The organism is Brevundimonas sp. (assembly GCF_035627475.1).
In the GTDB taxonomy this organism is placed as follows: domain Bacteria; phylum Pseudomonadota; class Alphaproteobacteria; order Caulobacterales; family Caulobacteraceae; genus Brevundimonas.
Genome location: NZ_DASPLR010000003.1, coordinates 1 through 14,051 on the forward strand (window position 1 = coordinate 1; position 14,051 = coordinate 14,051).

At 70.2% G+C, this 14,051-nt stretch carries 18 protein-coding genes; 9 read left to right on the top strand and 9 right to left on the bottom strand.

From position 1 onward, the window contains the following. Both groL and groES read right to left on the bottom strand, forming a co-directional pair. The coding region (gene groL, locus VEA62_RS00740) for a chaperonin GroEL (protein WP_324817111.1) at positions 1 to 1,187 on the bottom strand (1,187 nt) is incomplete at its 3' end. Positions 1,188 to 1,243: 56 nt separating this feature from the next. Continuing rightward, positions 1,244 to 1,531 carry a co-chaperone GroES gene (gene groES, locus VEA62_RS00745; protein ID WP_324817114.1) on the bottom strand — a complete coding sequence of 96 codons (288 nt, stop codon included), beginning with the start codon at positions 1,529 to 1,531 and terminating at the stop codon, positions 1,244 to 1,246. 244 nt (positions 1,532 to 1,775) lie between these two features. Here groES and VEA62_RS00750 point away from each other — a divergent pair, with 244 nt between their 5' ends. The 3 genes from VEA62_RS00750 (at position 1,776) to VEA62_RS00760 (ending at position 3,389) form a co-directional block, all read left to right on the top strand. Then, on the top strand, positions 1,776 to 2,207 hold the full coding sequence (locus VEA62_RS00750) for a YMGG-like glycine zipper-containing protein (RefSeq protein ID WP_324817117.1): 432 nt from the start codon (positions 1,776 to 1,778) through the stop codon (positions 2,205 to 2,207). A 175-nt stretch (positions 2,208 to 2,382) separates the two neighbouring features. After that, positions 2,383 to 3,135, top strand: a complete 753-nt coding sequence (locus tag VEA62_RS00755) for a Crp/Fnr family transcriptional regulator (RefSeq protein ID WP_324817119.1) — start codon at positions 2,383 to 2,385, stop codon at positions 3,133 to 3,135. Further along, positions 3,132 to 3,389: a DUF6894 family protein gene (locus VEA62_RS00760; RefSeq protein ID WP_324817122.1), complete on the top strand. Its 258-nt coding sequence runs from the start codon at positions 3,132 to 3,134 to the stop codon at positions 3,387 to 3,389. The genes VEA62_RS00755 and VEA62_RS00760 overlap by 4 nt, the downstream gene beginning before the upstream one ends. Before the next feature lie 32 nt (positions 3,390 to 3,421). Here VEA62_RS00760 and pgi read toward each other — a convergent pair whose 3' ends face one another. Further along, positions 3,422 to 5,047, bottom strand: coding sequence for a glucose-6-phosphate isomerase (pgi, locus tag VEA62_RS00765; RefSeq protein WP_324817125.1), 1,626 nt, complete (start codon positions 5,045 to 5,047; stop codon positions 3,422 to 3,424). A gap of 112 nt (positions 5,048 to 5,159) precedes the next feature. Between pgi and VEA62_RS00770 the strand changes: the two genes are divergently transcribed. Next, positions 5,160 to 5,636 carry a hypothetical protein gene (locus tag VEA62_RS00770; RefSeq protein WP_324817128.1) on the top strand — a complete coding sequence of 159 codons (477 nt, stop codon included), beginning with the start codon at positions 5,160 to 5,162 and terminating at the stop codon, positions 5,634 to 5,636. A gap of 24 nt (positions 5,637 to 5,660) precedes the next feature. Here VEA62_RS00770 and VEA62_RS00775 read toward each other — a convergent pair whose 3' ends face one another. The 3 genes from VEA62_RS00775 to VEA62_RS00785 form a co-directional block, all read right to left on the bottom strand. Then, entirely contained in the window at positions 5,661 to 7,694 is a 2,034-nt protein-coding gene (locus VEA62_RS00775; RefSeq protein WP_414641767.1) for a protein-disulfide reductase DsbD family protein, read from the bottom strand. A 194-nt stretch (positions 7,695 to 7,888) separates the two neighbouring features. Then, the gene (locus VEA62_RS00780; RefSeq protein ID WP_324817134.1) at positions 7,889 to 8,317 is read right to left on the bottom strand and encodes an OmpA family protein; all 429 of its coding nucleotides are present in this window, start codon (positions 8,315 to 8,317) and stop codon (positions 7,889 to 7,891) included. Positions 8,318 to 8,402: 85 nt separating this feature from the next. Beyond that, positions 8,403 to 8,741, bottom strand: coding sequence for a YMGG-like glycine zipper-containing protein (locus tag VEA62_RS00785; protein WP_324817136.1), 339 nt, complete (start codon positions 8,739 to 8,741; stop codon positions 8,403 to 8,405). Positions 8,742 to 8,902: 161 nt separating this feature from the next. Here VEA62_RS00785 and VEA62_RS00790 point away from each other — a divergent pair, with 161 nt between their 5' ends. The 3 genes from VEA62_RS00790 to VEA62_RS00800 are packed head-to-tail and all read left to right on the top strand — an operon-like array spanning position 8,903 to position 11,143. Then, positions 8,903 to 9,244: a hypothetical protein gene (locus VEA62_RS00790; RefSeq protein ID WP_324817139.1), complete on the top strand. Its 342-nt coding sequence runs from the start codon at positions 8,903 to 8,905 to the stop codon at positions 9,242 to 9,244. Between the two features lie 55 nt (positions 9,245 to 9,299). Next, positions 9,300 to 10,292: a diacylglycerol/lipid kinase family protein gene (locus tag VEA62_RS00795; protein ID WP_324817141.1), complete on the top strand. Its 993-nt coding sequence runs from the start codon at positions 9,300 to 9,302 to the stop codon at positions 10,290 to 10,292. Positions 10,293 to 10,300: 8 nt separating this feature from the next. After that, positions 10,301 to 11,143: a metallophosphoesterase gene (locus VEA62_RS00800; protein WP_324817144.1), complete on the top strand. Its 843-nt coding sequence runs from the start codon at positions 10,301 to 10,303 to the stop codon at positions 11,141 to 11,143. Between the two features lie 70 nt (positions 11,144 to 11,213). Here VEA62_RS00800 and VEA62_RS00805 read toward each other — a convergent pair whose 3' ends face one another. The 3 genes from VEA62_RS00805 to VEA62_RS00815 form a co-directional block, all read right to left on the bottom strand. After that, the gene (locus tag VEA62_RS00805; protein WP_324817146.1) at positions 11,214 to 11,381 is read right to left on the bottom strand and encodes a DUF1328 family protein; all 168 of its coding nucleotides are present in this window, start codon (positions 11,379 to 11,381) and stop codon (positions 11,214 to 11,216) included. A gap of 90 nt (positions 11,382 to 11,471) precedes the next feature. Beyond that, entirely contained in the window at positions 11,472 to 11,879 is a 408-nt protein-coding gene (locus tag VEA62_RS00810; RefSeq protein ID WP_324817149.1) for a hypothetical protein, read from the bottom strand. Then, complete coding sequence (locus VEA62_RS00815; RefSeq protein WP_324817151.1) at positions 11,879 to 12,259, bottom strand: glycine zipper domain-containing protein; 381 nt, start codon at positions 12,257 to 12,259, stop codon at positions 11,879 to 11,881. Before VEA62_RS00815 ends, VEA62_RS00810 begins: the two co-directional genes overlap by 1 nt. 133 nt (positions 12,260 to 12,392) lie before the next feature. On the opposite strand from VEA62_RS00815, the gene VEA62_RS00820 reads away from it, so the two are divergent. Both VEA62_RS00820 and maiA read left to right on the top strand, forming a co-directional pair. Further along, positions 12,393 to 13,046: a fumarylacetoacetate hydrolase family protein gene (locus VEA62_RS00820; protein WP_324817153.1), complete on the top strand. Its 654-nt coding sequence runs from the start codon at positions 12,393 to 12,395 to the stop codon at positions 13,044 to 13,046. Further along, entirely contained in the window at positions 13,043 to 13,675 is a 633-nt protein-coding gene (gene maiA, locus VEA62_RS00825) for a maleylacetoacetate isomerase (protein ID WP_324817155.1), read from the top strand. The genes VEA62_RS00820 and maiA overlap by 4 nt, the downstream gene beginning before the upstream one ends. Positions 13,676 to 14,051 lie beyond the last annotated feature (376 nt).

The following is a 14,051-nucleotide window of genomic DNA, read 5'->3' on the forward strand; positions in this document are numbered from 1 at the left end:
ACGCGGTCCTTCTTCTCCTTGACCTCGACCTCGGTCGAGCCGCCGACGCGGATGACCGCGACGCCGCCGGCCAGCTTGGCCAGACGCTCCTGCAGCTTCTCCTTGTCGTAGTCCGAGGTGGTGTCCTCGATCTGCTTCTTGATCTGGGAGATGCGGGCCTCGATGGCGGCCTTCTCGCCGATCCCATCCACGATGGTGGTGTCGTCCTTGGTGATGGTGACCTTCTTGGCCTTGCCGAGCATGTCGAGGGTGACGTTCTCGAGCTTGATGCCGAGGTCTTCCGAGATCACCTGGCCGCCGGTCAGGACGGCGATGTCCTCCAGCATGGCCTTGCGGCGGTCGCCGAAGCCCGGGGCCTTGACGGCGGCGACGCGCAGGCCGCCGCGCAGCTTGTTGACCACCAGGGTGGCCAGGGCCTCGCCCTCGATGTCCTCGGCGACGATGACCAGCGGACGGCCCGATTGGACGACGGCCTCGAGGATCGGCAGCATGGCCTGCAGCGACGAGAGCTTCTTCTCGAACAGCAGGATCAGCGGCTCCTCGAGCTGGGCCTCCATCTTGTCGGCATTGGTGATGAAGTAGGGCGACAGGTAGCCGCGGTCGAACTGCATGCCCTCGACGACGTCGAGCTCGGTCTCGGCGGTCTTGGCCTCTTCAACCGTGATGACGCCCTCGTTGCCGACCTTTTCCATCGCCTTGGCGATCATCTCGCCGACCTCCAGGTCGCCGTTGGCCGAGATGGTGCCGACCTGGGCGATCTCGGAGTTGGCGCTGACCTTCCTGGACGAGGCCTTGATGTCCTCGATGACGGCGTGGACGGCCTTGTCGATGCCGCGCTTCAGATCCATCGGGTTCATGCCGGCGGCGACGGACTTGAGGCCTTCCTGCACGATCGACTGGGCCAGGACGGTGGCGGTGGTGGTGCCGTCGCCGGCCTTGTCATTGGTCTTGGAGGCGACCTCGCGGATCAGCTGGGCGCCCATGTTCTCGAAGGCGTCCTCCAGCTCGATCTCTTTCGCGACCGAGACGCCGTCCTTGGTCGAGCGCGGGGCGCCGAAGGACTTCTGGATGATGACGTTGCGGCCTTTCGGGCCGAGCGTGACCTTGACCGCATTGGCCAGGACGTTGACGCCCCGCAGCATCTTCTCGCGGGCTTCGGTGGAGAACTGAACTTGTTTCGCGGCCATGTGAGGCTGCTCCTAATTCTGGATTGTCAGGGGAAAGGGATCGAAGGCGGCGGTGCTTACGAGAGCACGCCCAGCACGTCCGATTCCTTCATGATGATCAGGTCCTCGCCTTCCAGCTTGACCTCGGTGCCCGACCACTTGCCGAACAGGATGCGGTCGCCGGCCTTGAGCTCCAGGGCGTTGACCTTGCCGCTTTCGTCGCGGAGGCCCGGTCCGACGGCGATGACTTCGCCTTCCTGCGGCTTCTCCTTGGCGGTGTCGGGGATGATGATCCCGCCCTTGGTCTTCGATTCCTCTTCCACGCGCTTCACGAGCACGCGGTCGCCGAGCGGACGAAACGCCATCTGTAACATCTCCCAAAACAGTTTCGATCGAGCCCTCGGGCGTGGCTTTGGCAGCCACTGCCCCCGAGTGCTAACGCGAGCGGCAGGTAGGGCCCGGCCCCATCACCGTCAAGGACCCGGCCGCCGAATTTTCGCCCGGATCGCCGGGCCGATGAACGTCCGATGAACCGCCGCCGCCAGGCCTGTTCAGGCGGACAGGCGCATACAGGTCGTCATCGCGCGCAGACTCGTGAAAGGACCGACCATGAAGACGCTTTCGAAATTCGCCGTCGCCGCCCCCGCCGTGGTCGGCGCCATCGGCCTCACCCTGGCCGCCGCCACGCCGGCCGACGCCCAGAGCCGCTATCGCGACCGCGACCGGGACAACAACGACCGCACCGAAGACGTGCTGATCGGGGCCGCCGTCGGCGCCCTGGCCGGCGCCCTGATCGGCAATGGCGACGGGACCTATATCGCCGGCGGGGCCCTTGCCGGGGCCGCGGTGGGCGCGACCGCGAACAACGACGACTGCGGCTACTACCGCGGCGGCCGCTGCTACCGGAACCGCGGCCACTGGGAGCGCGAGCACGGCATCAACAGCCGCGACTACAACTCGCGCTACAGCTACGACCGCGACTACAGCCGGCGCGACGACCGCCGTTACGACCGCGACTACCGCTACGATCGCCGCTGGTAGGTCAGCTCCCTTTCGTCCGGCCGCGTGAGTCTGGCCGGACGTGGGCGAGGAAGGCGGGCGCCGGTGACGGCGTCCGCCTTTTTCATGGGCGGGGCGTGGATTGCAGATGCCGTCCACGCGCCTGGCCCCGAGCCGCCGCCGCGGAGCATCGCCCCGGCTCCCGCGTTGAACCGGGATGGACAATCCCTTTCTTCGCAAGCTGGCCTATGGGACCGACCTGACCGAGGGAGATCGCGCGTTCCTTCTCAAGGTGTCGTCCGGGGCCCGTCCGGCTCCGTCGCGCACCGATCTGATCAGCGAGGGCGACAAGCCGGAAGACGTCCACCTGGTCATGTCCGGCTACGCCTGCCGCTACAAGATCCTCCCGGATGGACGCCGGCAGATCATGGCGATCTTCGTTCCCGGCGACGTCTGCGATCTTCACGTCCAGATTCTGGGTCACATGGACCACAGCATCGGCACGCTCTCCGACGCGACGGTGGTCGACATTCCGCCCGCCGTGATCGGTGAACTGATCGCCAATCCGCGCATCAATCGCGGCCTGTGGTGGATGACTCTGGTGGATGAAGGCACCCTGCGCGAGTGGCTCGTCAGCATGGGTCAGCGCGGCGCGGCCGAGCAGATGGCGCACATCTTCTGCGAACTGCACCTTCGCCTCCAGGCGGTCGGCCTGGCCGGGGACGACAGCTTCGACCTGCCCGGCACCCAGGAGGATCTGGCCGATCTGATGGGGATAACGCCGGTTCACGTGAACCGGACGCTCGCCGTATTGCGCGAAAAGGGACTGATCGAGATCGCCGGTCGCCGGCTTTTGCTCCGCGACGTGGAGCGCCTGCGCGAGGTGGGCGGATTCGATCCGAACTACCTTCACCTGCAGGACGGCAAGGGGCACGGACGCGGCGTGGGCGAAGCCCGGATGATCGCGTGAGCGCCTCCACGGCCAGATATTTCTTCGACACCGTCAAGGACGGGGTGCGGACGACGGACGACATCGGTCTGACGCTCGCGGACCGCGATGCCGTTCGTAGACAGGCCGTCGCGGCGCTGCCTGAAATGGCCGTCGACGCCCTTCCCAACGGCTCAAGCCACGATTTCTCCGTGGAAGTGCGCGACGAGCACGGCACGCGGCTGTTCAGGGCCGAGTTGTCGTTCAGATCGCATTGGCTCGATCGGGGAGATTGAGCCGGAACCCGGTCACAAGCCGATCACCGTCTCTAGACCATCAGCCGCTTCATCAGTTCCGCCGTCGACGCATCCAGCCCCGCCGACGGCTCGCCCGCCTCCACGTCCTTCAGGATCGCCTTCGCCAGCACCTTGCCCAGTTCGACGCCCCACTGGTCGAAGCTGTTGATGTCCCAGATCACCCCCTCGACGAAGGTCTTGTGCTCATAGAGGGCGATCAGGGCGCCGACCGCCTCGGGCGCCAGGGCGTCCATCAGGATCGTGGTCGAGGGCCGGTCGCCCGGGAAGGTCTTGTGCGGCGCCAGCCGGGCGGCTTCGGCCTCGTCCGCACCCGCCGACAGCAGTTCCGCCCGCGCCTCGGCCTCGCTCTTGCCGACCATCAGCGCCTGGGCCTGGGCCAGGGCGTTCGACCACAGGGGGGCGTCGCCCTCGCGGGCGTCCCTGGCGGCGTCCGAGGTGTGGCCGACCACGATGAATTCGGCCGGAACCACCTGCGGACCCTGATGAATCTGCTGGAAGAAGGCGTGCTGGCCGTTGGTGCCGGGCTCGCCGAACACGATCGGCCCGGTGGCGGTGTCGACGGGCGAGCCGTCCCGCTTCACCCGCTTGCCGTTCGACTCCATCTCCAGCTGCTGCAGGAAGGCCGGCAAGCGGCGCAGGCCGTGGGCGTAGGGAGCCACGGTGCGGGCGTGGCGGCCCAGCCCCTCGACGTTGAACACCTGCGCCAGCGCCAGCAGCACCGGCGCGTTCTTCTCCAGATCCGCGTCCCGGAAATGCTCGTCCATAGCCCGGGCCCCGGCCAGAACCCGCTCGAACACGTCCCAGCCCAACGCCACGGCGACCGACAGGCTGACCGCCGACCACAGGGAATAGCGGCCCCCGACCCAGTCGCGGAACCCGAACGTGCGCCCGCATCCCCAGGCCTCGGCCTTCTCCGGCGCCGCGGTGACCCCGACCAGATGTCTGACCATTCGCCGCGGCGACAGGCTCTCGGCCAGCCACGCCTTGGCGAGATCGGCGTTGGCCAAGGTCTCCTGGGTGGTGAAGGTCTTGGACACCACCACCACCAGCGTGGTCTCGGGGTCCAGCCCGGCCAGCGCCTCGCCCATGTCTCGCGGATCGATATTGGCCACGAAGCGCAGGTCGATGGTCGGCTCCAGAGGCCTCAGCGCGTCCCACAGCAGACGCGGCCCCAGATCCGAACCGCCGATGCCGATGTGGACGATGGCGGTGAACGGCTGTTTGGTCCCGCCGGTTTCGGCGCCGGAGCCGACGTCCGTGGCGAATTTCGCCATTTCGCCCCGGGTCGCCGCCACCTCCTTCGACACCGGCTCGCCCAGGGCCCGGAAGTCGGCGTCGTCGGCCGCCCGCAGCGCGGGATGCAGCACCGCCCGGCCCTCGGTGTTGTTGACCGCCTCGCCCCCGAACAGCGCGTTCCGCCGGCCCTCGACGTCGCAGCTTCGCGCCAGATCGATGGCCGCCTCGAAGCCCTCGGCGCTCCAGGACTGTTTCGACAGGTCCAGATACAGGCCGGCCGCCTCCACCCCCATGCGCTCGATCCGGCGCCGGTCGGTGGCGAAGTGGTGGACGATCCGGGTTCCCTCGTCCTTGCGCGCGAGGGCGCGAAGCATGTCGAGGGCCTGGTTTCGCGCGGTCATGGGGCGGGCTCGGGAGCTGGAGGGTAAACCCTCGTTTACGGGTGGGGCGTAAGCCGGTTCAACGCCGAATTGGTGATTCGGCGTACAAATGAGTTCGCCCAAGAGGTTTCCCATGTCCTGCGGCGTCGCCCTCGCTGTCTCCCTCCTGCTCTCGGACCCGAACGTGGCGATCGCCGCGGCCCAGCCGCCGGCGGCCGCCGACGCGCCGGTGTCCGTGGCCGGCGAGCCCCTGTTCGCCGACATCGTGGCCCGCTCCGGTCTGCTGCGCGGCGAGGTGCAGGGCTGGATGGCCGCCGGTTTCGCGGACCGGGCCGACTTCTTCAGCGGCGCCGACTTTCTCGGCTTCAAGGCTCGCGCGGCCGAGCTGGCCGGTCTCGACATGCAGGGCCACCTGATCCTCAAGGAGCGGGGCGTGGACGGCGACCTGAAATGCATCCTTCGGGGCATTTCCGAGGACATTCCGGTCAAGGTCGCGGCCGTCGAGGCGGCGACGACGCCCGCGGAACGCGGTGTGGCCCTCGATGAACTGGCCTACCTCCTGAACGACAATGTCGAGGTCATCACCGCCCCGCCGCAGCCGGAGGTCTGATCCCTCTCCCGATGGGAGAGGGATTCACGGTGTGGCTCCCTCCAGCGCCTCGATCACCACGCCTTCGGTCAGCAGTTGCGGCAGGATGCGCGGCTCCGCCTCGCCCGGTGCATACAGCAGATACAGCGGCACGCCCGAGCGGCCGTGCCTCTGCAGTTCGGCGGTGATGGCGTCGTCGCGCCGGGTCCAGTCGCCGACCAGATAGACGGCGTTCGCCGCCCGGAACGCCTCCGCCGTACGGGCCGAGGTCAGGGCCCCCGCCTCGTTGATCTTGCAGGTCACGCACCAGTCGGCGGTGAAGTTGACCAGCACCGGCCGCCCTTCCGAAAGCGCGGCCTGAACCGCCGCCGCGGACCAGGGGCGCGAGGGCAGGGCCGAATTCCCGGCGGCCCGTTCCCGCGTCTCCGGCGGCATCCGCGCCCCGACGCCGACGAGGGCGAAAGCCGAGATCAGGGCAAGGGCGGCGGCGACGGCGCTGACCACGGCGGTCCCGCCCTCCGCCCGCCGGGCCTGATTGATCCCGGCCAGCCACAGGCCGAACGCCGCCAGCACGGCGGCGGTCAGCAGCAACCCCAGGGCCTCGGCGCCGCTCTGACGGGCGAAAACCCAGACCAGCCAGGCCGCCGCCCCGTACATGGGGAAGGCCAGCAGCCCCTTGAGCCGCTCCATCCACGGGCCCGGCCGGGGCAGGCGCGACAGCAGGCCCGGCGTGAGGCTGACCAGCACATAGGGCAGGGCCAGGCCGAGGCCCAGCATCAGGAAGACGGTCAGGGCCATGGGCCACGGCATCAGCAGGGCCGAGCCCAAGGCCACGGCCATGAACGGGGCCGTGCAGGGCGCGGCGACGACCACCGCCAGGACGCCGGTCAGGAAGGCCGCGGCGGCGCCGCCCAGCCGCGCCAGCGGACCCGAGCCGACGCCCTGCAGCCCGGCGCCGACATGAAACACGCCGGACAGGTTCAGCCCGACCGCCAGCATCAGCAGGGCCAGACCCGCGATCACCGCGGGCGACTGCAGCTGGAAGCCCCAGCCCGCGGCCTGTCCTGCCGCCCGCAAGGCCAGCAGGACGCCCGCCAGCAGCAGGAAGGCCGCCAGTACGCCCGCGAGGAAGGCGAGCCCGTCCCGGCGCGCGCGGGGCGCGTCATGGGCGGCCCCGGCCAGCGCCGCCGCCTTCATCGCCAGGACAGGAAAGACGCACGGCATCAGATTGAGGATCAGACCGCCCAGCAGGGCGAACAGGGCCGCCTGGACGAATCCGGCGCCGGATCCGGTCTCCGTGGCGGCGTTCGCGCCCCCCTCCGGAGCCGGAGCCAGGTCGCCGGAGCCGCCGGCGCCGGGCAGGGGCGCCCCGGCCTCGGCGACGACCTCGAAGGCGCCCAGGGCCGTCGCCAGTACGCCGCGGATCGGCTGCTGCGCCCCGGCGAAGTCCGCGCCCGGCGTCAGCGCCAGCGTCAGGCCCTGCGGCCCGTAGCGTCCGGACTGCAGCGCGGCGTGGTCGATCACGCCCGGCTCGAACGGGAAGAAATAGCTCGGCCCCGGATCGCGCCCGGCCAGGGGCGCGCCCGTGGCGCTCAGCATCGCCACCCCGTCCTGCAGGGTGATCCGGGCCGTGACCCCGGCCGGTCGTGGCGCGGTCCCGACGATGCGCTGGATCGCCGCCCCGTGCCGCTGGTCCAGCGGGGCCGCGCCCTCGCGGATCGGCAGGTCGAGCGACAGGCTCAGATCGTCCGGCACGCACATCTCGGCGCTGCACACGAAGAACTGCGCCTTGACCTTCAGCGGCAGGCTGGATCCGGGGGCCGCGTCGGCCGGAACGGTCACGGTGACCGGCAGATAGACCTCTCCGGAATAGCCGTAGTTCATCAGCGACCTGAGCCGCTGGCGCTGGGGCAGCGGCCAGACGATGTCGCCCGCCGTGACGCCCGCGGGCAGGGTCCAGTCCAGGGTCGTCGGGCCGCCGGAGTCGCCGGGATTGCGCCAGTAGGTGTGCCAGCCGGGCTCGATGTCCTGCCGAACCGCCACGATGGCGGTCGAGCCGGGCGCGGCCCATTGCGACATGGGGACCAGTTCGGCGGCGATCCGCTCCGTCCGCTGCACGCGCCCGTCCTGCGCCGCCGCCAGCGACGGGGCGAGGGATGCGGCGAGCAACAGTCCCGTCAGGACGATCAGTTTGAGGAGGCGGGTCACGGTCGTGACCTTAGCCGCGCCGACCCCGCCGCGTCACGCGTCCTGCTGTCCCAGGTAAGCCCCGCTCAGCGAGGCGCGGCGTCGACCAGCACCTCGGTGCGCCGCCGCATCGGTTCGCTGGCGCCGTCCGCGGTCACGGAGCCGGACTCGCCGGCCACCACCATGCCGAACACCGGCGAGGGCCAGCCGGCCGCCTCCAGCGCCTCGGCCACGGCCAGGGCCCGGCGCTCCGACAGGTCCAGGTTGGCGGTCGGGCCGCCGCGGGCGTCCGCCAGGCCGATGACGTCGACCTTGCGGATCTCGCAGCCCTGCAGCTGGGTCGCGGTCATGGCGATGGCGTGCCGGGCGGCGTCGGTCAGCCCTGCCTCGCTGTCGCGAAAATAGACGTCGAACCGCTGCGGCGTGCAGAGCTCCGGCTCGGTCACCAGTTCGCTGCGCTCGCGCACGTCCGGCGTCATCGAGCAGCCGGCCAGGGCCAGCCCCAGAACAGCCATCAAGGCCCTCATCCCGCCCTCCATGGAAAGGGCGGTCCGCCATGTGACGAACCGCCCTGATCACTCACGAATACCCGGCGCCCGCCTAGTAGCGGCGCTGGCCATTCTCCCAATAGCACTCGGTCTGCCGGTTATCGTAGCAGTAGTAGTACCGGCCCTGGCTGTCGCGGTAGCGTTGCTGGTTGGCCCGGTCCTGCTGCGATCCGCGGATCGCACCGGCCGCGCCGCCCACCACGGCGCCGATGGCCGCGCCGGTGCCGGCGTTGCCGTCGCCGACGTTGTTGCCGATGATGGCGCCGGCGACCGCGCCGATGCCTGCGCCGATGGCGCCCTGACGCACGGTCTCATTGGTGCCGTAGCCGTCGCTGGCGCAGGCGGAAGCCAGCAGGCCCGCGCCGGCGATCGCGATGATTGCCTTTTTCATGGGTATGTCCTTCATCCCTCGGGTTCGCCCCACGGGTGATAATGCTGGATTACCGTGACGGTTCCCACCCTATGCTCATGGTTAAGCCTGTATTAGGCTTTTGGTAAGCCGCGCAGGGGGCGTGGCGGGCCCCGCGTGGGGCGAGAGACTGGGGGTTTCGTATGCGTTTTTCTGAACCGGTGCGCATGTCCGAGGACGGCGATCACAGTCCCGTGTGGGCGCGCAGCAAGCGGCGGCGGGGCAATCCGTTCATCAGCCTGCTGGTCACCCTTCTGGCGCTGTTCGGGGTGCTCACCGCCGTGCTCGGCATCAAGGAGAAATCCCTGGCCGAGGGCGGAGCCATGATGGACGGCTGGATTTCCAGCGCCGTCTCGAAGGTGAAGGGCGAAGCCCCCAAGGTGGCCGACCAGGCTGGCGAAGCCGCCGGCGCGGCCGCGACCAGGGCGGGCGACGCGGCCCAGGCGGGCGCGGCCGCGGCCTCCGACGAACTGAAGAAACAATAGTCACGCTGCCGCCGCCCCGTCCGGAACATCGCTTCCGGCGGGGCGTTCGGGCGGCATGAGCGCAACCCTGACTCCGGCGGCCGATCCAGCGACCGCCCCTGAAGCCGCGCCCGGGGGCGGGGAGGACAGGGCCGCTGAGCCCTGCGTCCTGACGAGCCACGTCCCGCTGAAGCGCGTCATCATGCTGGTCAATCCGCTCTCGGGCAGCGTCGGGCCGCGGGCCGCCGAGGAGGCCGGGGCCCTGCTGGAAGGCTACGCCTGCGAGACCTCGGTCGTGACCCTGGAGCCGGGCCTGTTCGACGACCAGATCCAGTCGGCGCTCGACGCCCGTCCCGACCTGCTGATCGTCCTCGCCGGCGACGGCACGGCCGGCAGCATCGCCTCGCGGGCCGGTCCTGACGGACCGCTGATCGCCCCGCTTCCGGGCGGCACCATGAACATGCTGCCGCGCGCCCTCTACGGCACGGCGGACTGGAAGGCCGCCCTGAAGGTCGCGCTGGAACAGGGCGCGCCCCAGGGCGTCGCCGGGGGCGAGGTCTCGGACGGCCAGACCACCCGGGCCTTCTATTGCGCGGCCATCTTCGGCTCGCCCGCCTTGTGGGCGCCGGCGCGCGAGGCGATCCGCGTCGGCAAGCTGGGCCTCGCCTGGGCCTATGCGCGCCGCGCCCTGAGGCGGGCCTTCTCCGGCCAGATGCGGTTCTCGCTGGATGCCCGGCCGCCCCGCCGCGCCGAGGCCCTGGTGCTGATCAGCCCGATGATCTCGCGCGCGATGGACGAGGACACCGGGCTCGAGGCGGCGGCCATGAACCCGGCCGACGCCGGACAGGCCTTCCGGCTGGCCGCCCACGCCGTGCTCGACGACTGGCGTCAGGATCCGGCGGTGACGACCCGGGCCACGCAGCGGGTGACGATGCGCGCCCGCTCGCGGATACCCGCGGTGATCGACGGCGAGCCCATCCTGCTCCGCCACGAAGCCAGGGTCCGCTTCATCCGCAAGGCCTTCCAGGCCCTGGCCCCGATTCCGGCGGCGGCGGAGGACAGCGTCTAGTGGGTCGCGTGCTTCAGTTCTCGGACGTGCATTTTGGCCGCGAGCACCGTGACGCCTGCGCCGCGGCGCTCGATTTCGCCCACGCCAATCCGGCCGATCTGGTGCTGATCACCGGCGACGTGACCCAGCAGGGGCTGCCCGACGAATTCGCCGCCGCCGGCGACTGGATCCGGCGCATGCCGGAGCCGACCTTCGTCATCGTCGGCAATCACGACGTGCCCTACTGGAGCCTGACCTCACGCCTTTTCCATCCTTGGCGGGCGTTCGAGCGGGCCATCGGCCATCCCGCGCACGACCACCAGTTCCTCAGCGAGACGGTGATGGTGCGCGGCGTGGTCACGGCGCGCGGCTGGCAGGCGCGGCTGAACTGGTCGAAGGGCGTCATCGACCTGGCCCAGACCCGCAAGGCCGCCGAGGCGCTCCGCCAGGCGCCGACGGGGGCGCTGCGCATCCTCGCCTGCCACCATCCGCTGATCGAGATGATCGGCGCGCCGATGACCGGCGACGTCAAGCGCGGCGACGCCGCGGCGATGATCTTCGCCGAGGCGGGCGTCGACCTGGTCGCCACCGGCCACGTCCACGTCCCGTTCGCCCTGCCCATTCATCTCGGCGACCATTGCTCCTACGCGGTCGGTTGCGGGACGCTGTCGCAGCGCGAGCGGGGGGCGCCGCCCAGCTTCAACCAGATCGAATGGGACGCGAAGGAGATCGTCGTCACCGCCATCGCCTGGACCGGAGACCGTTTCGAGCCCGGCCAGGTCTGGCGGCTGCCGCGCCGGCAGGACACCCGCCGGAGGTCGACGGCCCCGAATCCGAATGTGGCCGGCGAGCGCGAGCGGACCGCCACCTGATCCTCCGGAACCGCCCACGAGAAAGGGCCGCGGTCGACGACCACGGCCCTCACTGTTTCATGCGTCCAGTCTAGATTCTTGTCCCGCGGCGGCCCTGGAAGAAGTGCACGACCAGCAGGATGAGGAAGACGACGAACAACACATAGGCGATGTTCATCGACAGGCCTGCGACGCCGCCTGCGCCAAGGGCGCCGGCGATGAGCGCGAGGACGAGGAAAATCAGGGCCCAACGAAGCATGAGCGGACTCCCGGAACTGTTGATCCAAAGGAGCGGCTCAAGACCGCCGCGCCTGTCAGATCAACTCTTCCGGGCCGTGCCCGTTCCGCCTCAGCGGCGACTGCGGCCGTGCGACTTCTCGGTGAAGGCCGCCGCGACCATGGTCGCCAGCGCCGGGTTGCGCAGGAAGATCCAGCCCCCCGCCAGCGCCGCCACGGTGCCGAGGATCGGCCGCTGGCGGAACAGCGTATAGGCGCGCTCGCCGAGGCCCATGGGCTCTTCGTCCTCGATCTCTTCCTCCTGCGCCTCGCGCCGAAGGAAGACCACCACCACCGCCAGCGCGACCAGGGCGAACAGCAGCATGGTCAGGGCGGCGGCCGCGAGCGGCACGACCACCAGGCACAGGGCGTAGAAGATCGTCGCCCCGAAGGCGATCACGGCGACCAGGGCCGCACCCGCGGCCACGGCGGCCGCGACGGCCTTCCTCGCCAGCTTACGGGCCAGCCCTCCGCCCAGCATCAGCGGCGACGGCCGGCGAGCAGAAGGCCGAGAACGACGCCGACGCCGAGCGCGATGGCGGTCGACTGCATCGGCCGTTCCTGCACCCGCTCGGTCAGATAGCGCTGGGCTTCGTCGATCCGTTCGGAGGCTTCGTCATAGTATTCGCGGCCGCGCACCCGGGCGGTGTCGTAATAGCCGCGGGCCCGTTCGCGCAGGACCTCCGACTGTTCGCGCAGGCGAGCCTCGGTCTCGGCCGCCTTGGCGCGCAGCCGGGTCTCGGCCGCCGTCGCCTTCTCGCGCAGGGCGGCCTTCTCCTCGGCGCCGAGCGTCTTGAGGTCGTCCTTGAGGGTGTTGATGTCGTTCTTCACGGCTGTCCGTGCCGCCTTGGTCGTGGCCATGTGCGCGCTCCGCTCTGCAAGCTTGACGGTTAGATAGAGAACCCTGAGCCGGAACGCCACTGCGACGTACGGGTTCCGCAGCGCAGCATGAGGCCCGCTGGCGAAATGCCGCATCCCCCTCTAGACAATCCGCATGACCGACTGGCTGTTCCCGCCCGCCCCGACACCCTCCCTGCCCATCGCCGGCCGGAGCGAGAGGCTGCCCGTCCGGCGCATCCTGTGCGTCGGCCAGAACTACGCCGCCCACGCCCGCGAGATGGGCCATGAGCGCGCCGAGCCCTTCTTCTTCTCCAAGCCCGCCGACGCCCTGGTGACCGACGGCGCCGATCCCCTGTTCCCGACCGCGACGGCCGACCTGCATCACGAGGTCGAACTGGTCTGCGCCGTCGGCGCGGACGGCGGCGTCGCCGGCTGGGCGGTCGGCTGCGACCTGACCCGCCGCGACCTGCAGGCGGCGGCCAAGGCGAAGGGCCGGCCGTGGGACGCCGCCAAGGGCTTCGACCAGTCCGCCCCCTGCGGCGCCCTGACCCTCGGCCCGCTGCCCGACCCGGCCGCGCCGATCACCCTGTCGGTCAATGGCGAGACCCGCCAGTCCGGGCGGCTGGACGACATGGTCTGGGCCCCCGATGAAATCCTCGCCAAGGCCCGCACCCTGTGGGACATCCGCCCCGGCGACCTGATCTTCACCGGCACGCCCGAGGGCGTGGGCCCGCTCCAGCCCGGCGATCGGGTCGAGGCGTCGATCGGCGGCCTCGAACCCCTGTCCTTCACCCTGAGGCCGCGATGATCCTGCACGGCTACTGGCGCTCGGGCGCCGCCTACCGCACCCGCATCGCCCTGAACCTGAAGGGCCTCGCCTACGACCAGCGAGGCGTCGACCTGCGCACCGGCGCGCAGCGGTCGGAGGCCTTCGTCGCCCTCAACCCGCAAGGCATGGTCCCGGCGCTGGAAGTCGACGGCGCCGTCCTGACGCAGAGCCCGGCCATCCTCGAATGGCTGGAGGAAGCCCATCCCGTTCCGCCCCTGCTGCCCTCCGATGCCGTCGACCGGGCCCATGTCCGGGCCATGGCGGCCCTGATTGGCTGCGACATCCATCCGCTCAACAATCTCCGCGTCGGCAAGGCCCTGCGCGAGACCTTCGGCGCCGACCAGGCCGCGGTCGACGCCTGGGCCGCCCGCTGGATCGTCCCCGGTTTCGAAGCGCTGGAACGGCTGGTCGCGGTTCACGGCGACGGCTGGTGCTTCGGCGCCGCCCCGACCCTGGCCGACTGCTACCTGATCCCCCAGATCTATTCGGCCCGCCGCTTCAACGTCCCGCTCGAGGCCTTCCCCCGCCTGCTGGCCATCGATGTGGCGGCGGCCGGTCATCCGGCCTTCGTGGCCGCCCATCCGGACCGCCAGCCGGACGCCGACTGAGGAGGCTAGCGCCTCGCCCCGATCTCTCACCGCCGTCATCCTCGGACTTGATCCGGGGATCAGAGGCGAGAGACGGGCTGTGCGGCGGAGACGGCCCCGCGACCGGGCCGTGCGATCCTCGACGGAGCGCCGGACGGTCTGATCCTCGGGTCAAGCCCGAGGATGACGGGGAGGGGCGGGCAAGTCCGGTCGTCAGGTGGAAGCCAATAGCCGCTTCCGACCCATTGCGGACACTACGACCCGTTGCTGTCGTGATCAAAAATATCGAAAAGAGGCCATGAAGACGAGACGCGCCGTCTGGTTGGCTCTGCCACTTGCCCTGTTTGGCGCGGGGTTGATCGGGTTCGTTTTTCTTGGGTTCGGCGACAACTTGGCC